Genomic DNA, 20,402 nt, shown 5'->3' on the forward strand with positions numbered 1-20,402 from the left:
AAAGGTGAGCGAGTTCGTACTCGATCTGTTTGGTTGACAGTAGCCGGTCCAGGTATGGGAATTGGTTCTACTGTTGCCCGATGGTTTCAGGATAGACAAAGGACAACATGGCAGAGAAGGAAAAAACCGCCCTGATCATCGGTGCGGGGCCGGCTGGACTGACGGCTGCCGTGCAGTTCCTGCGCGAGTCCAACATCCGACCGATCGTCATGGAAGCGTCAGATTCGGTGGGCGGCATTTCGCGGACCGTCAATTTCCAAGGCTATCGAATGGACCTCGGCGGGCATCGCTTCTTCTCCAAATCCGACTGGGTCATGGACTGGTGGCAGCAAATGCTGCCCCTGGATCCTGCGGTAGCAGCGGCACCCGAAGAGATCACGCTGAGCTACCACAACCGACATCGCCGCTTGAAAGGACTGAACGCGTCGTCGGCCGCCGCCGACGCTCCGCACAAGGTCATGTTGCTGCGTAATCGTTTGTCTCGCATCCATTTCGGCCGCAAGTTCTACGACTATCCGGTCAGCCTCAACTGGCGCCTGGTCCGCAATCTCGGACCTCTGCGCTGCCTGCTGGTGGGGCTGAGCTACCTGCGGGCGTCCGTCAAGCCGCGTCACCCGGAACGTCATCTGGAAGACTTCCTGGTGAATCGGTTCGGCAGCGAGCTCTACCACGCATTCTTCAAGTCCTACACGGAGAAAGTCTGGGGCGTTCCCTGCACCGAAATCAGTCCCGAATGGGGTGCGCAGCGCATCAAGGGGCTGTCGCTGATCGGTGCCGCGAGGCACGCCTTGCGGCAGGCACTGTCGGCAACACCGCGGGGTGCGCGTCAGGGTCAGCATGTCAGCCTGATCGAACGCTTTCTCTATCCCAGGCTGGGGCCGGGCCAGCTTTGGGAGCAGACGGCAGAGACAATTCGCACGCTGGGTGGGGAGATTCTCCTGTCACATTGCGTCGACAAGATCGAGCTCTCGCAAGGACGGGTCACTCGCGTGTCCGCCCGGAATCTCGCCAGCGGTGAAAGCACGTGTGTCAGTCCTGACTGGGTTGTCTCGACGATGGCGGTCAAGGATCTGGTGACGAGTTTCGATCCGCCAGCGCCTGAGGAAATCCTGCGCACAGCCCGATCCTTGCCCTACCGCAACTTCGTCACGGTCGGCGTGATCCTGTCGCGCATGAAGCGCAGGCCAGGTCAGATGGCCGACGACGGCATCAACCTGTTGCCGGACAACTGGATCTATGTCCAGGACCCGGACGTGCGCATGGGTCGCTTGCAGATCTTCAACAACTGGAGTCCGGCGCTGGTTGCCGACCCCAACACGGTATGGCTTGGTCTTGAGTATTTCTGCACCGAGGACGATGAGCTCTGGCGGCTTTCCGACGCTGAAATGCAGGCTCTGGCCGTGCGCGAGCTGGAACAGATCAATCTGGCGGATGCCGCGGACGTGATTGCCGCGACCGTGATTCGGGTGCCCAAGGCCTACCCTGCCTATTTCGGCGCCTATGCCGATTTCCCGCAGATACGCACTCACGTCGATGCCATCGCCAACCTGTTTCTGGTGGGTCGCAACGGCATGCACCGATACAACAACCAGGATCATTCGATGCTGACCGCCAAGACGGCGGTGGAGAACATCATTTCCGGTCGTGTCGACAAGAACAACATCTGGGACATCAATGTAGACGACGATTACCATGAAGCCCGGGTGGTTGCGTGATCAGAAAAACCGCTGCCACAAGCCAGAACCACAACAGTGCCGCTTCCAGCCAGGCGGACCGGACCAATGAAGTCAATGGCAGCCACACACTGGCGCCGAAGACGGCTGCGACTGCATAGCAGGCCGCGCTCCTGCGCTGCAGGGTGATGGCCAACAGAGCAATCAGAGCCGGAAACAGCATGATGTTGTCGTAGGCCCGGTGTGGCATGAACACCCGGCCCAGGATCGCGCACAGCGCCAGCAGAATCATCGGCGATTGCCCATCGCCTCGTCGCCAGATCCAGATGGCGAGCGCCATGGCGGCCACCAGACTGATCGATACCGCTGCGCGAGGATCCAGTCCCGATACGGCAAGAACACCTCCCGCACTGGAGCCCTGGCTGTCGCCAGCGGAGATGAAATCCAGTTCCGCGAATCGCAGCCAATAGTCCAGCACGGCTAACGGCGAAACATGCGTCTGGGTACAGGCCCACGCGCTCAACACTGCCAGGATGCCCAGGCCCAATGCCAGTCCCCGCCAGTTCCTGTCGACCAGAAAGGGCAAGGCGAAGGCCAGTCCGATCTGGGGCTTGATCATGGCCAGGGCCCAGCAGAGGCCGGCTGCCAGCACTTGCCCGCGACGGAGGCAGAGCATCTGCGCAACCACAAGACCCATGCTGATGATCGAGAATTGACCAAAGGCCACGGCGCTGGAGTTGTGGGCAATGGCGAGGCCGGACATTGCGCCCAAGATTCCGGCCTGCCAGCCCAGGAACCTCAGGTCGAGATACCCCATCACGCCTATCGCCCACAGAGCGGCAAAGGTGAGCAGGCCGAAAATCAGAGCTGCTGGAACCGTGGGTTCCCAGGCAAAGACCGGCGCGAGCATCGGAAACGCGTACGGAGGGTAGACGGAATTGGGCAACATCTCTCCGGGCAGGGCATTCGACGCGATGATCTGATTGGGATAGACCCCAACTGAATACAGGCGGTACTCGAGCCCCCGGGTCGAGAGGTCAAAGCTCCCGCGTTCACTCGATGCAAACTGGATGCCGCGAACCAGATAGGCTGAAGCAGCCAGGGCCAGGAAGATGGCGAGGACCAGGACCAGGCGCGACTGCATCGAGTTCGTCACGCGACAGTCCGCGGCAGGTCGGGGATGTGGCTCACCAGGCCTGGATTCGCTGCGCCCCGAGGTCGAGACCGCGCCGTGCACGCCGCACGCGCCGAGACCGGGATCAAAGGTCCTCCGGCCGGGTTTGCAGCACGTTAAGGTGGTAGAGGTTCTGAAGGAAATAGCGGCTGTTCCCGGCCGTAATGTCGTGCACTGGTTTCATGCACTTCACCTCGAAGAAATCCACCGGAAAGATGTAGTCCTTCCAGTTCTCGATGCGGCCGATGCCGGTCAGCTCCTGAAACTCGTTGGAGATGGTGAGATTCTCGAAGTCCTGCAAGGGCAGGTCGATGGTCTTCAGGAACTGCAGGATGAAACCCTGGCGACGCAGCACGTGCAGGAAATCTCCCAGGTCCGGCACGTTGTAGTGATAGGCAGCGTTGATCTTGTGTATCTCGGCGTCGATCCTCGCCGCGTGCGCATCGATGGCCGGCACCTTGCGGAACAGATCCTTGATGTACAGCGTGCCGCCCGGCTTCAGTATCGACCAGGCCGAACGGAGCGTCCGCTCGATATCGTCGGAATGGCCAAAAGACTCGAGGAAATAAATCACGTCAAAGCTGTCCGCTGCGAATTCGCTGGCAAGATCCTGGTAGCTGGCGCGACGCACGGCGATGCGTTCGGACAGCCCGGCGGCCGCAATGCGCGTCTGGGCCTGCTCGACCTGCACTGCCGACACCGTGACCGCCTGCACCGTCACATTCGCATGGCGACAGAAATACAAGGCCGGACCACACACCCCACATCCGGCGTCCAGCACATGCTGGCCAGCTGTGAAGCCGATACTCGCCATCTGGTAGTCGAGCAGCGCCGAGACGTCACGGGTCCGGAAAGCCTGGATGACGTCGCCATAGACCTGCAGAAACGCGTCGTTGTTGCGATCGTAAAACGCCCCAACCTGCTCCGGCGTGTCGGCCATGGCCAAAGACCGCGGTGAGCCGGCCGGCGACGGCGCCGAGGCAGCGTGTTCGGGGACAGATCTTGCCTTGGACAGAAATTTCAACCAGCGCATGACCCATCCCTTCTGTTGGTGACCACGGGTGCCGCAGGGCTACAAGCTGTTACCGCGGAGGCACGCCGCCGCCGGCGACAAACAGCGAACTCCCGATCCGATTTGCCGGTGCCGAACGAAACCGCTGCCGCAATCGCCGCGACGGGGTCAGATGGTATCTTCCATCGTCGGCGGTCGCAGCCCCCTGCTGCCGACCACGCCAGAGCAATTGGTCGACCCCATGAAATGTTGCCTGCTGTCCTCTTCATTCGCAGGGCTGTCGGACCGGGCGGGCAATCCGCCCGGGTCGACCGTGTTGCCGGCAGGGCGGCAGAATCGACTGTCACTGGCGGAATCTTCGTGTCGATTCAAGGCTGCACCTGGCCGGATTCGCTCGGGAGTCTACTTCACTACGTACCCCGCATCGGCGCCAGGCATGAACCAGAGAGGAACCGCGATTGAAGAGTGACGCCATGCTTGCCGCGGTTACGGGAGTCGATCAGCTGCACCGCCACTTCGCACCGGAAATTGCCGAGATCGACCGCATGCTCCTGGCCTATCTGGACGGCCGCGGCCCACCGGGCACTCACTACGGCATGCTGAACTACCATTTCGGCTTCGCCGACGCGTCGCTGCAGGCCTTGCCCGAAGGTGGCTATTTGCCACGCGGCAAACGCCTGCGGCCGCTGATCTGCATGCTGCTCTGCCGCGTCTTCGGGTTACCCAGGAACGTCGCCGCTCCCTTGATGACGGCGGCCGAAGTCATGCATTCCGCCAGTCTTGCCCACGACGACGTCCAGGACCGCGACGCCGTGCGTTGGAACCGTCCCACCTTGCACGCTGCCTTCGGTCTGGAACAAGCCATCAACGTCGGTGACGCACTGATCGGGATGGTCTACCACGTGCTGCTGGGATTGGCTGCCGAGGGAGTATCGCCGGCGCATACACTCGAAGTGGTTGCCGCCTTCAACCGAGCTCATCTGCTGATGTGTGAAGGTCAGCATCTGGACTTGTCCACTCGCTACGATCTGGTGGCGGGCGCCGAGGCCTATTTCGACATGGTCGAGCGCAAGACCGGGGCGGCCTGCGTCTGCATCGGCGAGAGCATTGCGATTCTGGCAGCGACATCGGCGCAGGCGCGCTCAACCTTGATCGAGTTCGGACGGTCGCTCGGTGTTCTTTACCAGATCTGCGACGACGTGCGGGGGATCTGGAGTCCCCCGGACGCCTTGGGTCGCGATATTGGTCACGATCTGGTCCTGCAACGTCCAACCCTGCCACTGCTCCATGCGAGCCAGCATGGTTCGGCCGAACTGAAAGCGATGCTGTCGCGCGAAGCGGGGCGGGAATCCCCTCTCAGCACCGACGCGCTGGATTTCATTCGCGCCGAACTGGCAGCCTGCGGTGCGGGTCGTTACTGCCTTGACGCTGCCCTTCTACATCATGAAGCGGCCCATGCGGCCTTGATCGGCATGGATCGGGAGTGCGCCGAGATGAATGTGCTGCGGGGTATGCTCGACGCCTGCATTGCTTCGGTCGAGTCTCTGGTCTGACCCATGTACCCATCGATATTCGCGCGGGTTCCTCGTCGACTCTGCCAGGCCGCGGCCGGCAGAGGATCGGCCTCGCGCCAGCTGGAGTTGGACCTTTGACCGAGAACTCGGGACTCAGTCCGCTACGACGACCTCGCCGATTCCTGGTCGAGATGTGGGCGGAAGCGACGAGAACCATCAGCCTGGCGCGCCTGCTCCTGAGCGTCCGACTGAACCAGCTCTACCGGCACTCGTCCCTGGGGCTGCTCTGGGCCGTTGTGCCCACGCTGGTCATCACAGTGGGCGTTACCTTGGGCATGCCCGATGCTCGCGATCAGGTCCTGCGGCCTACCGACGTCGTCCCCATGCAGGTACACGTGGCTTTTGGGGTTGTGTTGATGCAGACCTTCGTAGAGGCCTTCAACGGTCAGCGCAGCATCTTCAGCGTGCACCTGTCATTGCTGCAGCGCATGCGTTTTCCGCTGGAAGCGGTGACGATGGCGCAGATCGCGGAAAGTACCTTCCATCTGATCGCCAAGATGCCGGTGCTCCTGTTCGTGCTGATGATTTTTGGAGTGCCATTGAAGCCCCAACTGCTGCTGGCGCTGCTGGCTTGCCTGCCGATATTGCTGGCTGGCATTGCTCTGGGCGCATTGCTCGCGCCGGTCAGTGCGCTCGGCAAGGATCTGGACCGTGCCATGGTCTTTCTGCCGTGGCTGGTCTTTCTGCTTACCCCGGTTTTCTATCGGACGCCAGCGCTGGGTTCCTGGGCTGCGGTCCAGATGTTCAATCCGCTGACGGCAATGCTGGATGTCGTGCGCTACCTTGCCTATGGCGGCGGCAGCCCGCATTGGTCCACCTTCTGGACCGCGCTGGCCGTCGTGGTCCTGGTTCTGCCTGTAGGCCTGGTCGTCTGCAAGCTGGCGCCGCCACATCTGGCAGAGAGGCTGGCACCATGATGCTGGCCATCAGCAGATGAAAGCCCTCGGTGAAACACTGATCCAGATCGAATCGGTCTCGAAGCGCTTCTGCCGACGCGCTGATCGGATGGCGCGCTATGGACTCCAGGACCTCCTGGGCGACCTGCTCCTCAGGCAGCCGCGAGACACGCTGCGCGACGGCGAGTTCTGGGCCTTGCGCGACATCAACCTCACCGTCCGGCGCGGCGATGTCATCGGTCTGGTTGGCCACAACGGTGCCGGCAAGAGCAGTTTGCTCAGGCTGCTGTCCGGCATCTACAAGCCGACATTGGGTTCGATCACGGTTCACACCGACAGGATCGCGATACTCGATCACAGTGCAGGCCTGAATCCGGCACAGACCGGTCGCGAATGCATTCATACCAAGCTGGCTTTGTTGGGTTTGCAGCCTGGTCAGATTTCCGAGCGCGTGGACAGCATCATTGCGCTGGCCGAACTCGACGATTTCATCGATACGTCGGTCAGTACCTTCAGCACGGGCATGCGCGTGCGGCTGGCTTTCGCCATCTACGCCAGTGTCGAGATTGACATCTTCATCGTTGACGACAGCCTCGGTGTCGCCGATGTGCGCTTTGCCCAGCGCATGCAGCGTTATTGGCAGGATTACGTTGCCGCCGGAGGCACGCTGTTGCTGGCTTCACACGAGATGTACCTGATGCGTACTTTGTGTCGTCAGGCCTTGTGGTTGGACCATGGGCGCATTCTCGCCTCGGGCGATACCGATTCGGTGGTGGCTGAGTACCTGCTCAAGGCCCTGCCGTCGGCAGGCTCCGAGGCCACGCCACCAGACAACGGCCGGCCCGATCAGCCGATTCCGGACGGGGCGGTCCCGAAGGCCTGGGCGGCCCAACATTCGGATCCTCATGCAGGCATCGAAAATGCCGAGCGCTATCTCCGGTTTTCGCATCCCGCCACGTTTCCCGTGAGGATCACGGCGATCGAAACCAATGCGCACCCCGACATCGGTGCGCGATCCGCTCAAGTGTTGGGGCAGTTGTGCGTGGGTATCCAGTGTGTCTCCGAGGTCGACGTTGACGAGGTGACATTTGGCCTGGAAATCGTCGACGCCCAGGGGCGGGTGGCCATTCATGTCATGGGACCCGATGCGGCACCTCATTTCAGTCTGATGAAAGGCGCGAACACGATCCGCGCGACTCTGTTGAATCTGCCGCTGATGCCGGGCAACTACACGATACGAGCGGGGCTGACTGATTTTCGCGACAATTCGATCCTGGGCATGTATGGCTGGGAGGAAGGCGCAGAACCGCTGCACGTGAAGGCAAGTTTCAGCAACGATCTCCTCGGTGCCATCGCCCGGGGAGCCCTGATGACCGCGCCCGTGGTCTGGCAGATCGGCAACAGCGGCGAGCTTGCGGGCATCTGCATGGCCTGCAATGCTGCGCCGATCACGACTCAGGATTCACCGCCAGCAGGCTGATTCCATCCGCCTTGGCGCGTTACTCGAATACCGGACCTGTCCATCGCCATGAGAGCCCTGTTCAAATCCCCCCAGCTGCAAGCGGACTTCGATCGCGACGGCTATGTCATCGTGCCCTTCCTGGACACGGACCAGGTGGCCGAGCTGAGCGCGCATTACGCCTCGCTCGACCATGACCACAAGATCGAGCAGGGCTTCCACGTCAGCCTCGACAACCGCGATGCAGCATTCAAGCGGGCGGTGATGGACAAGCTGCTGAGCGTGACTGCGGCACCGGTCGACACGCTTTTCGATCGTGCCCGCAGCTTTGTGGCGAGCTACGTGGTCAAGGAGCCGGGCCCGCGCGGTATCGTGCCACCGCATCAGGATTGGACCTTCGTCGACGAAAGCCAGTTTGTGTCCTGCACGGTCTGGATTCCGCTTGCGCCGACCACGGTGGATAACGGTGCCCTGGGTGTGATCAAGGGCAGTCACCGGCTGTTCGATCAGAACCGCGCTTCGCCCTCACCGCAGTGCCCGACGCCCATCGGCGACTTGATGTTCCAGGTATTTCCTTTTCTCGACGTCAAGGAAATGCAGCCTGGTCAGGCCCTGATCTTCAATAACCGTACGCTGCACGGATCGCCACCGAACCTGAGCGACGTCGCGCGCATCGCGGTCGGCATCGGCATCACCCACGCAGAGGCCGAGTTGCGGCATTACTACCTGTTGCCCGATGCCGATCCGCAGGAGCTTGAGTGCTATCAGGTCGAGCCCGAGTTCTTTCATCAGTACAGCAACGGCGCGCTCTCGCAGCTGTACCAGGAGGGCCGGCGCCCGCAGGGACAGCAGTGCATCGGTCGTACGCCCTTTGTGCGCAAGCCAGCGGATGGCGCTGCACTCTCGGAGTTGTTTCTGCGCGATGGCAATCGCTTCGATGGCGCCCTCGCCGAGCGCATGGCCAGGCTGTTTGCTCCTGCCCGCCGCGAGCAGCCGGTTGAAGCCGTCTCGACTGCGAAGTACGTTTTCGACGCGGAGTTTCCGCCGATGAAGCGGGTCTTTCGCGATCTGGCGCATCAACAGGCGCTGGAGCGCGATGGCTACGTCATCGTGGATTTCCTCGACTCCACCCAGGTCGCCACGCTCGAGCAGCACTACCGCGAGACCCATCCAGAACCCGTCAGGGGCTTTTACGCCAGCACCTTTGCTCCCGACAAGACCTATCGCGAAGCCGTCGATCGACGGCTTCGCGAGATCGCCAAGGCGCGTATCGAAGCGCTCACCCAGGACATCAAGATCATCTTCGGCAGCTACATCGTCAAGGGCAGCGACGAGGGCAGCCAGATGAACATCCACCAGGACATGACCCTGGTCGACGAGAACCAGTTCAACGGCATCAATATCTGGTGTCCGCTGACGGATCTGGATGAACACAACGGAGCGATCCATGTTCTGCCCGGTAGTCATCGATTGCTGCGCACGCTGCGAGGATCCACCCTTCCTGCCATCTACGATGGCGTGCGTGAGGAGCTGATGCAGATTCTCGAGCCGGTGCATCTGCGCGCCGGCCAGGCCATCATCTTCGATCAGAGCATCATCCATTTCTCGCCGCCCAATCGCTCGGGCAGGGATCGGGTTGTCATCAACATTTTTTTCGCGCACCAGGACGCGCGCATGATGATCTGCTACCACGACCGGTCTCAGCCGGAGCGGACCGTTGAGGTCTTCGAAGTGGACGATTCCCTGCTTCATGTCTATGAGCACTTTGGCAGCGACATCAACGCACGTCCCAATGTTGGCCGAAGCCTGGGAACAGTCGAGTACGCCTTTCCGACCTTGACACCGGAGTGCCTGCGCGAGCGCTATCCTGAGCGAGGGGCGGCAGCTGCACACTCGGCACATGCCGGCGATTCCGCCCGAACCCCCGCTTCGGCCGAGCCGGTGGTGTCAGGTTGGCGCAAGTGGTTGCGGCAGCTCTTGGCTACCTGAGGAGTGGCGGCACGATGACACCCGCGATGACCGAGATGGCGCCTCTACTGCAAGACGCGGCGCTCTGGAGTGGCTTCAGGGACGATGGTTGCGTCCAGATTCCCCTGCTGCCCCCCTCAGCCGTAGCCGCGTTGCTGGAGGCCTTCCGGCACTTTCACCCGCAGCTTCCCGCCAGCGGCTTCGTGTCCAGCACCTATTCTCCCGACCTTGGCTACAAGCGCGCGGTCAGTGAGTGCATCACCCAGATCATCCGCCCTCACCTCGATCCGATCTTTCAGCGGAATCGGATACTGGGCGCTGCCTTTCTCTACAAGATGCCGGGTCCGCATTCTCAGCTACCCTTGCATCAGGACTGGACGGTGGTCGACGAGGACCGTTTCATTGCCGCCAATGTCTGGATCCCGCTGGTGGATGCCAACGCCGAAAACGGCACGCTCCATGTGCTGCCAGGTAGCCATCGCGTCATGCGCAGCATACGGGCGCCAACCCTGCCTTTCTGCTACTCCGGCCATGAATATCTGATGCAACAGCACATGCGCCCGCTGCCGACCAGAGCCGGTGAGGCCGTAGTGGTCAATCAGGCAACTGCGCATTACTCGCCGGCGAACATGAGCGAATCCATACGGCCTGCCATTACGGTCGGGGTGGTGTCGTCCGAGGCTCGGCTGCGATTCTATTATCGCGATCGCCAACGCAATGACGGACGCCTGGAGATGTTCGAGCAGGAGGATGATTTCTTCCTGCGCTTTGACGATTTCCACCGCGACATCTTTGCCCGGCCGAGCTTCGGTCGTGCCGTTGCCGAGCTGGACTACGTGGATCCCAGCCTGTCCGCGACCGAGGTCAAGGCGCGGATAGACGAATGTCGGCGCTTGTGCCCGACGCCGCTGCGAGGTGAACACCTCTGCGCCTGAACAGTGCCCACCATCGACCACTGCTCGCGGACGTCGGCGCCGAGCGCGCGCTGACGCTGGATGGCTACGTGGTGCTCCCGCTGTGGACAGCCAGCGATGCCCGCCAGCTGCTCGATGAGCTCAGGCAGCGGGTACCTGCATTCCCCGATGGCTTTTACGCTTCGGTTCACGTGGCCGACGCCAGTCTTCGGGCAGCGGTCAATGCGCGTCTGATGGCCGTTTTCCAGCCGCGACTCGCGACGGTTTGCCGTAGCGCACGACTGTTGGGCGGCGCCTTCATCAACAAGGCGCCCGGTCCGCGTGGCGTGCTGCCGCCCCATCAGGACTGGAATATCGTCGAGGAAGGGCCGTACCGATCCTTCAATGTCTGGGCGCCACTGATCGACACCGACGCCGACAATGGCGCCATCCAGCTGATTCCCGGCAGCCACCGTTGGCAGGCGACCGTGCGCGGCCCCAACATCCCGTGTGGCTATCGCCTGGTGCATGAGCCATTGCGCAAGGCCATGAAGCTGCTGCCCATACGGGCCGGCGAGGTGCTGATCTACGACCATCGTGTCCTGCATTGTTCCGATGCCAACGACACCACGCACCACCGCCCGGCGGTGGTGATGGGGCTGGTACCGGAAGAAGCCGATCTGAAGCATTATTTCGGCGTGGCTGGACGCGTCCATCGATACCGCTCCAGCGTCGATTTCCTGCTGGGTGGTCAGACCCATCTGCGCCCGGACAGTCTGATGCTGGAAGATCAGTTCGACTATGACCCTGCACCGGTCGACCCTCTGCAATTGGCGCAGTTTCTGGCGAGCTCGGCGCTGGCAGACATCTCGAATTCAGCCTGATCGAAAGCGCAGCCCCCTCATCGCGCGGTCAGCAACCGGCCCTGTTTTCTGATGGACAATGCACCATGAGACGAGTCTTCAACGATGCCAGCCTGCAGAAAACCTTTGATCGAAAAGGGTACGTGCAGACGCCGTTTCTCGATGCCAGGCAGGTACGATCCCTGAAACAGGCGTATTTCGACACGCTCGGTCACAGCGGCGGCAGCTTGCTGGCGGCCGAAGCTGACTTCAAATCCAGCAGCGAAATCACCTACGAATTCACCTTTATCGATCGCAATCCGGCTTACAAGCGACTCGTCTTCGACATACTGACGGCGGCGTTGGACGGGCCACAACGTCAGCTGCTGGATGACTATCGTCCGATCATCGCCAATTTCATCCACAAGAAACCCGATGGTGGAGAGGTGCCGCTGCACCAGAACTGGGCCTTCGTGGATGAGCGGCGTTGCACCTCGGTCTCGATCTGGTGTCCGCTGGTCGACAGCTGCGAGGCCAATGGCACCTTGCAATTCGTGGAAGGCAGCCACAAGCGCTTTGGCGAGATGCGTGGGCCGATGGTGCCCTGGGAGCTGAGCCAGATCCAGCGCGAAATCATTGATGAGCATCTGGCGCCCGCGCAGGACATCGCGGCCGGACAGGCGGTGGTGCTGGATGACAGCATCGTGCACTACTCCAACATCAATCGCACCGAAGGCCTGCGACTGGCCATCCAGCTGATCCTGGTTCCCCGGGAAGAAGCCACGATCCACTTCCACATGAATCCCCACGAGAATCGCAACGTGGTGGAGAAACTGGAAGTCGACCTCGAGTTCTTCATGAACTTCCACCCGTGGAAAAAACCCGAGCATTTCAAGCATCTCGCCACCTTGCCGTACCAGCAGAACTTTCTTGGGGTCGACGAATTCAAGGCGCGCTTGCGACAGCCGCCATTTGATGCTCCTGCCGGCGAGCCGTCCCGATGACGGCGTTGGCCATCGCCTCGCCGGATCGGCAGGTCTACTCGCAGACTTTCATCCACCAGCAGATAGCCAATCTGCCCTTCGATATCCATCTGCTGTACGGCGGGAATCTGCCCACGCATCGAGCTGCCGGTGCCGACAGCGTGGGCTACCGTTTCCCTGGTGAGAACGCCGATCCCTGGGTGCGCGTGCGGGCCATGGCCGACTATCTGAACGAGCACCGGGTTGAGGCTGTACTTGCGCAGTTCGGACCTTGCGGTGTGGAGATGATGCCGGTGTGCGCCGTCGCCAAAGTGCCGCTGCTGGTCCACTTTCACGGCTATGACGCCTGGCGGACGGAGGTTCTGGCCAGCTATGGCACGCGCTATCGCGCACTTTTCGAGCAGGCTCATGCCGTGATAGCCGTGTCGCGTGAGATGCACGACCATCTTGCCGCCATGGGTGCGCATACTGCGCGCCTGCACCATGTGCCCTACGGCGTCGACACAGAACTGTTCACCGGAGCACAGCCTGCGGTCAGTGGGCGTGATTTCCTGATTGTGGGCCGACAGGTTGAGAAAAAGGGTCACCTGCTGGTCCTGCTCGCCTTTGCCGAGCTGCTGAAATTCGTGCCCGATTGCTCCCTGCGCATCATCGGAAGCGGAGCGCTGCGTGAATCCGGGGAAATGCTGGTGCGGGCCTTGGGCATTTCCGATCATGTGCGCTGGCTCGGTGTCCTGTCGCCCCAGGACGTTGCGCGTGAGTTGCAGTCGTCGCGGGCCTTGATCCAGTTCAGCCAGATCACACCATCAGGAGATCGCGAAGGCACGCCGGTGGCCATGCTCGAGGCCATGTCCAGCGGAGTGCCCGTGATTGGTACCCGCCATGCCGGCATCCCGGATGTGATCCAGGATGAGGTTCACGGCCTGCTGGTTGACCCGTTTGATCAGGCCGGGCTGACCCGGGCATTGCGCCGTCTGGCCACCGACCCCGAGCTGGCAGGAAGACTGGGCCGGGCTTCCGCCACACTGGTACATACTCGCTACAACCGCAAGCGCTATCTCGATGAGCTGACGGCGCTCATCCACACTGCACTGCCGAACCCTGACATCCACTGACCCGAGAGTGTCGTGAAAGATCTCACCCAATCCCAGCGATCACGCCCCAGTTGGCAACCGGTCCGCCATAGCGTCTTCAGGGACAGCGAGCTGGCCGAGCGCATCCACATGGATGGCTATGCCGTCGTCCCTTGGTGGAGCGAAGAGCAGCTCGACAGGCTGCAGGCCATTTGCGACCGAGAGCACCGGTTGCAGCCTGCTGAAGGCGGCATGTTCTACAGCGTCTACTCGCAGGATCTGAACTACCGACGACGGGTGCACGATGATATCGCCGCGGTCATGCAGCCGACTTTCGACCGGCATTTCGTCGACTACCGCAATGTCGTGAACATGTTCGTGGTGAAAGCGCCCGGTCCGGCCAGCGAGTTCGCCATTCATCAGGACACCACTGCCCTGGACGAATTCCGCTATTCGCCGCTGAGTCTGTGGTCGCCCCTGGGCGATGTTGACGCCAGCAATGGTTCGCTATGCCTGGTGCCGCGCAGCCACCGTTTTTTTTCACCCTACCGCGGCGTTTCCTTTCCCTTCCCCTTTGCACACATCCAGCACATCGTGCGTGAGTATCTGCAGCCTGTGCCCATGCGTCGGGGTGAGGTCCTGGTCTTTGACAACCGACTGGTGCACAGCTCTCTTCCCAATCACTCGCAATGCAACCGCGATGCCATCGTCTCGGGGATCTTCCCGGCCGAGGCTGCTTTTCAGGTGTGCTTCAAGCAGCCGGGCCAGACTGGCGCACCCATCGAGATCTTTGAGCAAGCCCCCGATTGGCTGCTGAACTACCCGAACTTTCTGCAGCATTGCCACGAGCGGCCGGTGACCGGTACCGTCGTGGGCCACGCGCTGTTCGATTTCGAGCCCATGGACGAGAGTGAATTCAGGGCCCTTTGCGCCAGCCATGGCGTGCCGGCAGTGAGGGCCCTGCCGACTGCATCACCCGAGCGCTGCAATATGATTGCCGAGCCCGTACTCTGAGCCGCCCGTCATGGAACCCCTGTTTCGCAGCATCGATTTGCAAGAGGGCCTCGATCAGGATGGCGTGGTCACGGTGCCTTTGCTGAACGCAGACGAACTTCAGGCCGTCCGCGATTTTTATTACACCGTCAATCCCGACGGCGTGGTGCCGCAGTTGCGCGAAGGCATCCACATGACCATCTGGTGCTCCGATCCAGACTACAAGGCACATATCCGCGAGGAACTGCAGCGTCTGCTGCAACCGGCGATGCAACGCCTGTTCCATGACTGTCGACTGGTGACACCGGTGTTCATCGTCAAGGTACCTGGCCAGCAAACGACCTTTCCGATTCACCAGGACTGGAGTGTGGTGGACGAAACCCGGCACACTGCACTGAATGTCTGGGTGCCGCTGCACGACGTCGATGAGCGCAACGGTGGCCTGTGGGCAGTACCGGGCAGCCACCGCCTGGGAAATCACATCCGTGGCCCCGGCCACCTGTTTCCGAACCTGCGCAGTATTGAATCGGCGGTACGCCCCAGGATGCGGGCTGCAGGCGGTCAGGCGGGAACGGCGACGGTGTTCTACCATCGCGTCATCCACGGGTCGCCTCCGAATCTCTCGGAAGCTCCGCGGGTTGCGCTGGCCTGCTCGATCTTGCCAAGAGATGTGCCCCTGCACATCTACTTCCAGCGCGACGCGGAGTCGCCACTACGGGTCTATCACCCACCCGACGACTTCATCTACGGTTTCGAGAACGTGCGTGACCAGACCGCGTTGCGCCCACCCGAAGGAGAGCCGGTCGCGTCACTGCCGCCTTACGTGCCAAGGCCGATCGTCGCCGCTGACGTCGATCTCTGCATCGGCAACGACCTTCGCCCCGTTGCTACCAACGGTTAGGACGGCCACTCCTTGTGCACGCCGCGGTCGCGTTCATCCCTCCCATGCTCGATCTGTCGAGGCAGACGCCGCGTCGATTCATCATTGGGCGCCTGCACAGCGCCAGCTCTTCATCGGCAGCGCCAGTTCTGCTGGCGAGCTTGCCTGATGCCTGTTCAAGCCATGGACATCACACTAGATGAGCGAGAACGCTCTGGACGATGGTGACGCCTTCTGCGTCATGCCTTTCGTGCACCTGCATATCACCCACGACGGTGCCGTTACGCCGTGCTGTGCGGCACCCACAACAGCAGACCTCAGCTTCGGCAATATCAATCAACAGCCGATAGCCGGGATCTGGAACGGCCCGGCGATGCAGGAGTTTCGCGCGCGCATGCGCGCCGGCCAGCGCGATGAGCGCTGCATCGGCTGCCATGACAAGGAGGGTGCGGGCTGGGTCAGCCTGCGCAACATCAGCAACCGCAAGTACGCCGAAGAGGCACGACGCGCACGAACCCAGCCCGATGGCCCGGCACCCATTCCAGCACCAATCTACGTCGACATTCGGTTCTCGAACTTCTGCAATCTTCGCTGCCGCATCTGTGGGCCGACATCCAGTTCAGCCTGGCACAGTGATGCCGTGGCTCTGGGCTGGACGCGGCCGGGTTCACCGGCTCGATTGAAGTGCTCCGAAGATCCGACCGAGCTTTGGCGACAATTGCGGGTGCTGGCGCCAGACCTCAAGGAGGTCTATTTCGCAGGCGGCGAACCGATGGTGATGGACGAGCACTACCAGTTTCTGGAGCTGTTGCGTGACGTTGGCAATACCGGAATCAAGCTGCAGTACAACACGAACTTCTCGCTGTTGAACTTCAAGCGCTGGGATGCGCCGACGCTGTGGCAGGACTTCAGCGACATCACCGTCTCGGCCAGTCTGGATGGCATGGGCGCACGGGGAGAGTACCAGCGCAGCAATCAGCGTTGGTCAGATGTGCTCGCCAACCGTGCGCGGCTGCGCACCGAGGTTCCGCATGTGAAATTCCTGATCACGCCTGCCGTCAGTGTGTTCAACCTGCTGCACCTCCCCGAGTTTGACCGTGCGGCCATCGAGTCGGGCCTGATCCAGCGTTTCGACCTGATCCCGTCGCTGTTGGTGCGGCCTGTCGAGTACAACATCCAGATATTGCCACCGGCATTGAAACGGTTGGCGCGCGAGCGCATCGAGGCGCATCTGACCTGGCTGACGCTGGATGACGGCTGCCGTGATGGCGAACAGCGGGCATTCGTCATCCAGCAATGGAAGAACATACTGCGCTATCTGGACGCCGGGTCGATGACGCAACGGATTCCGGCATTTCTCGAGCGCACTGCCGTCCTCGACAGATTGCGTGGCGAGAACTTCGCTACGGTATTCCCGGAGCTCGCCAGCCTGGCATCGGCGGACTGCGAGCCGTGACCGGACCGCTGCTGCTTGACGCCACGGATCTTGCCGCGCTGGATGCGCGGCGCAACCCCGCCCACCGGGGCCGCGCCTGCCACGCGGCCGAGAAGGGCCTGTTCTTTGGTCTGCGTGGCAAGGTCTACAGCTGCTGCTTCAACAAGATCCACCTGCTCGGTGTCTATCCGCGCGACTCCATCGACCAGATCTGGCACGGCCAGGCCGTGGCGCAGCAGCGCCAGGCATTGGATCTGGGCGACATGAGCCTGGGCTGTGGCGGGTGCTTCGATCTGGTCAAGGCGCGCAACCTCGCCGCCGCACCCATCCGCCTCTATGACCGCGTCGCCGACAGTCGTCAAGGCACGCCGGCGAAGATGGATTTCGAGCTGGTCAACACCTGCAACCTCGAATGCATCATGTGCCGCGGTGAATTCTCGTCGTCCATCCGCGAGAACAGGGAGCAACTGCCACCAATAGAGTCACCCTACGACGCGGCGTTCTTCGATCAGCTCGAACCCTATATCCCGCATCTGCGCAGCAGCACCTTTCTCGGCGGCGAACCACTGTTGGTACCGCAGTACCTGGACCTTTGGGATCGCATGGTGGAGCTCAATCCGGGCATGACGATCGGCCTGCAAACCAACGGCACAGTACTTAGCCGGCGGATCAAGGCGCTGCTTGAACGTATCGACTTCGAGATTTCGGTTTCGATCGACAGCCTTGATCCAGCGACCTATGGGCTGATACGCAAGAACGGGAACCTGACTCAGGTATTGCGAAACCTGCAGCATTTTCGCGACTACGCGCGGCTCCGCAACCGGCGAGTCGGGGTCGTGATGTGTCCGATGCAGCAGAACTGGCGCGAGCTGCCGAACTTCGTGGAGTTCTGCAACCAACAGGGCCTGGTCTTGAACCTGACCAAGGTCGAGACGCCTGCGCACTGCAGCCTGCTGAGCTTGCCGGCCGCGACGCTGGAACACATCGTCGCTGAGCTGAGCCAGTACGAGCCGCCGCAATCGAACCCACTGGAACTGTCCAATCGGCGTACCTATCTCGATCAGCTCGGACAGATGGCCGAATGGCAGGCCACCGCCAAACGCCGAGAGCAGGCCGGAATCCGGCATCAGCCACGCGATTTCGACGAGTTTGTCGAGCAGATCGGAAGCAGACTCCGGGCGGGCGGGCGCCACAGTCTGTCGGAGTGCGAGGCGCTGCAACGGGAGATCAAGACCAAGCTGCGCTACCTGCTCGATCGCGCCGGAGAGCAAGGTCTGGGTGCTGTTGCGGAGCAGCAGCTGATTCTGATTGCGCCCGAGCTCATGATCCGCAGCGTGCCAGGGCTCAAGGCCGAGGAACTGTTGCCGCTGTTCAGCGCCTATGTCATGCCACTCGAATGACCGTTCCGGCGAACGCCCGGCGCGGAGAACTCAGCACGGCCAGGACCCAGATCATTCGGCGCGTAGATCGACTCGGACCCTCCCCAGCCTATAGTCCCGGCGTAGCGTCAGGCAAGCAAACTGCTCTTCAGGTCCAGAAGTAGATGGATTGATCATCGTTCGAATTCGCCAGGAAACCTCCGAGTGTAATTCGGTCCCGCGGCCCTTCCACGGTTTCCACACGGTGCCAGATATGTCCGCCTCCGAAGATGATCAAATCACCGGGCTTCGGGTTGATCAGTTGCCGACGTACTTTGGAGGGATCATTCAGTTCATAGGTGCGTCCGTCTTCTCCCAAGAGATGCGCAGCATCTCCGTCTGACCGGATCTTCACGTGATCCCAGAGGGCATCGAAGAGAATCAGCTCGCCCCCCTGCTGCGCCTGCTGCAATACGACAAAGAAACTCAGTTGATCATGAATCTTGACCAACGGAGAGAGTTTCTCATAGAACTTCGGGAATTCGGCGTGGAACAGATTGCCGCAATGGTCATTGAATCGTCCGAGGCCCGACGTCAGAAGGCGGAAACTGCACGGTGCGAATGAGCCTACCCCGCCAAAACCCTGGGGTACATTGGAGCGGCGACCACCAGCCAGTGCATCAAATACGGTCTGCAGCCGTTGCTCCACTGACACGCCGAAGCGCTTGAGGAATCGCTGACGGAACAGCGCACAGGCCTGAAAGTAGGCGCGCAGGTTCTCGGATGGATCCCCAACCTTTTGATCCTGCTGAGAAAAACTCTCTGGATACAGGGTGATGCCATTTGGCAGTACGGTCAACTCGTTGGGAGCCGTTTCATCCAGTCCGTCCAGAAGACACTGGATTTCTTCCGGGTCAAGAACGCCACGAATCAGAAAGCCATCGATCTTGCGATCGTAGATGTCTGCAATGCCATTGGGGAAGTCGACAATGTCGCCGACATCCACGACCTTCCAGTGGTAGATATTTTCCCCTGAAATTCGGGGTGGGTCTGGATTGATCTCCGTTGCGCGGTTTGGCTTGAAGAATGTCTTTCGCAGCGCTGCAAACAGGTTCAGCAAAGGCCTTCCCCCGATATCCATTGAATTCGAGGCCCTACAGGCGGGCCCACTCGCTATTCATCCGTGCCTGAATGGGTGCTTGCCATCGGAGGGTTCAGGTATTCCCAGGACGCGCAGGGGCCGGCTTGCACTCCGCTGCTGAGAATTTCGCGTCGCAACCGGACAAAGTCCGATTCTTCGGCGATGGCAGGGTACTCGGTAGCCACCGATTGCCATGCTGCCATGCCATCACTGCCCTGCGCCATTCTTCGTCGCGCCACCTGGCACCCTTGCACCACCAATGCCGAGTGCAGCTGCGGACGCTGCAGCAACCAACGCCAGACGATCTCGTCCTTCAAATCCTCATAGTGCTGCTTCTCCGATCGCTGCCTGAGCACCCGGTTGTCGCCATGCACGACATAGACCGCGACCGGCTCATCCAGACGTCCCGCGACCAGCCGTCCGCAGGCCGCCATCTTCAGCCACATGGCACTGTCCTGACACATGGAGAGCTCAGTGTCGAAGGGACCCGTCCTCCGCAGCAGATGCCGGCGCACGGTGATGGCCGATGTATGCAGCCAGCCGTTATTGCCCTCAACGATGGATCGAAACAGTTCGTCCGGGTGAACGCGACGGTGCAAGCCATTGAGAACCCGAGCGTTGTAATGCTTGAGCCACCATGAGCGAAGCTCCACGGTCGCCCACCAGGTGCCTGCTGCTTCATGGACGCCGTCGACGCTCTCGTCCGCAGCCAGAACGGACACAGCGAGATCGAATCGTCCCGGGAGGTAGTAGTCATCCGCGTCAAGGAAGGCCAGCAGTTCGCACCGGGCACTCGTGATTCCAAGGTTTCGCGACGCGGAAACACCCAGCGTCTGCTGCCCGGGATGTTGCAGGCGCCTTACCCGCGGATCGCTACAGAGTATTCCCGCCTCCTCCCAGGTGGCATCACGCGATCCGTCGTCTATCACGATGACCTCGCCAACCTGGCTGGCCTCCAGCGCCGAGCTGACCGCTCGGCGCAAATGGGCGGCGCCATCGCGCACCGGCACGATCACACTGACCTCAGGTTGCCGCATGGGTGACGGTC

The 20,402-nt window shown here is 61.4% G+C and carries 17 protein-coding genes; 13 read left to right on the forward strand and 4 right to left on the reverse strand.

Going from position 1 to position 20,402, the window contains the following annotated elements:
• Nucleotides 1-107 precede the first annotated feature (107 nt).
• Nucleotides 108-1,715 carry an NAD(P)/FAD-dependent oxidoreductase gene (locus H7A19_12200; GenBank protein MCP5475589.1) on the forward strand — a complete coding sequence of 536 codons (1,608 nt, stop codon included), beginning with the start codon at nt 108-110 and terminating at the stop codon, nt 1,713-1,715.
• On the opposite strand, the gene H7A19_12205 is transcribed toward H7A19_12200, so the two are convergent.
• Together H7A19_12205 and H7A19_12210 are read right to left on the reverse strand one after the other, a co-directional pair.
• Complete coding sequence (locus H7A19_12205; GenBank protein ID MCP5475590.1) at nt 1,672-2,829, reverse strand: DUF2029 domain-containing protein; 1,158 nt, start codon at nt 2,827-2,829, stop codon at nt 1,672-1,674. The two genes, H7A19_12200 and H7A19_12205, sit on opposite strands and share 44 nt — an antisense overlap.
• 103 nt (nt 2,830-2,932) lie before the next feature.
• Complete coding sequence (locus tag H7A19_12210) at nt 2,933-3,880, reverse strand: class I SAM-dependent methyltransferase (GenBank protein ID MCP5475591.1); 948 nt, start codon at nt 3,878-3,880, stop codon at nt 2,933-2,935.
• A gap of 452 nt (nt 3,881-4,332) precedes the next feature.
• Here H7A19_12210 and H7A19_12215 point away from each other — a divergent pair, with 452 nt between their 5' ends.
• The 12 genes from H7A19_12215 to H7A19_12270 all read left to right on the forward strand — a co-directional run bounded on the left by H7A19_12215 (nt 4,333) and on the right by H7A19_12270 (nt 18,255).
• A complete protein-coding gene (locus tag H7A19_12215; protein ID MCP5475592.1) occupies nt 4,333-5,412 on the forward strand; it encodes a polyprenyl synthetase family protein in 1,080 nt (359 codons plus the stop codon).
• Nucleotides 5,413-5,507: 95 nt separating this feature from the next.
• Nucleotides 5,508-6,350 (forward strand): ABC transporter permease, encoded by an 843-nt coding sequence (locus H7A19_12220; protein MCP5475593.1) that lies wholly within the window; start codon nt 5,508-5,510, stop codon nt 6,348-6,350.
• Between the two features lie 16 nt (nt 6,351-6,366).
• The gene (locus H7A19_12225; protein MCP5475594.1) at nt 6,367-7,809 is read left to right on the forward strand and encodes an ATP-binding cassette domain-containing protein; all 1,443 of its coding nucleotides are present in this window, start codon (nt 6,367-6,369) and stop codon (nt 7,807-7,809) included.
• Between the two features lie 48 nt (nt 7,810-7,857).
• Nucleotides 7,858-9,777 carry a phytanoyl-CoA dioxygenase family protein gene (locus H7A19_12230; protein MCP5475595.1) on the forward strand — a complete coding sequence of 640 codons (1,920 nt, stop codon included), beginning with the start codon at nt 7,858-7,860 and terminating at the stop codon, nt 9,775-9,777.
• Nucleotides 9,778-9,791: 14 nt separating this feature from the next.
• Nucleotides 9,792-10,691 (forward strand): phytanoyl-CoA dioxygenase family protein, encoded by a 900-nt coding sequence (locus tag H7A19_12235; GenBank protein ID MCP5475596.1) that lies wholly within the window; start codon nt 9,792-9,794, stop codon nt 10,689-10,691.
• Nucleotides 10,692-10,759: 68 nt separating this feature from the next.
• Entirely contained in the window at nt 10,760-11,533 is a 774-nt protein-coding gene (locus tag H7A19_12240) for a phytanoyl-CoA dioxygenase family protein (GenBank protein MCP5475597.1), read from the forward strand.
• Between the two features lie 65 nt (nt 11,534-11,598).
• Nucleotides 11,599-12,495 (forward strand): phytanoyl-CoA dioxygenase family protein, encoded by an 897-nt coding sequence (locus tag H7A19_12245; GenBank protein ID MCP5475598.1) that lies wholly within the window; start codon nt 11,599-11,601, stop codon nt 12,493-12,495.
• Nucleotides 12,492-13,589 carry a glycosyltransferase family 4 protein gene (locus H7A19_12250; GenBank protein MCP5475599.1) on the forward strand — a complete coding sequence of 366 codons (1,098 nt, stop codon included), beginning with the start codon at nt 12,492-12,494 and terminating at the stop codon, nt 13,587-13,589. The genes H7A19_12245 and H7A19_12250 overlap by 4 nt, the downstream gene beginning before the upstream one ends.
• Nucleotides 13,590-13,601: 12 nt before the next feature.
• The gene (locus tag H7A19_12255) at nt 13,602-14,561 is read left to right on the forward strand and encodes a phytanoyl-CoA dioxygenase family protein (protein ID MCP5475600.1); all 960 of its coding nucleotides are present in this window, start codon (nt 13,602-13,604) and stop codon (nt 14,559-14,561) included.
• Nucleotides 14,562-14,571: 10 nt separating this feature from the next.
• On the forward strand, nt 14,572-15,441 hold the full coding sequence (locus tag H7A19_12260) for a phytanoyl-CoA dioxygenase family protein (GenBank protein MCP5475601.1): 870 nt from the start codon (nt 14,572-14,574) through the stop codon (nt 15,439-15,441).
• Nucleotides 15,442-15,619: 178 nt separating this feature from the next.
• Nucleotides 15,620-16,876, forward strand: coding sequence for a twitch domain-containing radical SAM protein (locus H7A19_12265; GenBank protein MCP5475602.1), 1,257 nt, complete (start codon nt 15,620-15,622; stop codon nt 16,874-16,876).
• Entirely contained in the window at nt 16,873-18,255 is a 1,383-nt protein-coding gene (locus H7A19_12270; protein MCP5475603.1) for a radical SAM protein, read from the forward strand. Before H7A19_12265 ends, H7A19_12270 begins: the two co-directional genes overlap by 4 nt.
• A gap of 127 nt (nt 18,256-18,382) precedes the next feature.
• Here the strand turns inward: H7A19_12270 and H7A19_12275 are convergent, their stop codons facing one another.
• On the reverse strand, nt 18,383-19,333 hold the full coding sequence (locus H7A19_12275; protein MCP5475604.1) for a hypothetical protein: 951 nt from the start codon (nt 19,331-19,333) through the stop codon (nt 18,383-18,385).
• Nucleotides 19,334-19,386: 53 nt separating this feature from the next.
• On the reverse strand, nt 19,387-20,391 hold the full coding sequence (locus H7A19_12280) for a glycosyltransferase family 2 protein (protein ID MCP5475605.1): 1,005 nt from the start codon (nt 20,389-20,391) through the stop codon (nt 19,387-19,389).
• Nucleotides 20,392-20,402: the final 11 nt, after the last annotated feature.

The sequence above is a fragment of the Rhodanobacteraceae bacterium genome, assembly GCA_024234055.1.
In the GTDB taxonomy this organism is placed as follows: domain Bacteria; phylum Pseudomonadota; class Gammaproteobacteria; order Xanthomonadales; family SZUA-5; genus JADKFD01.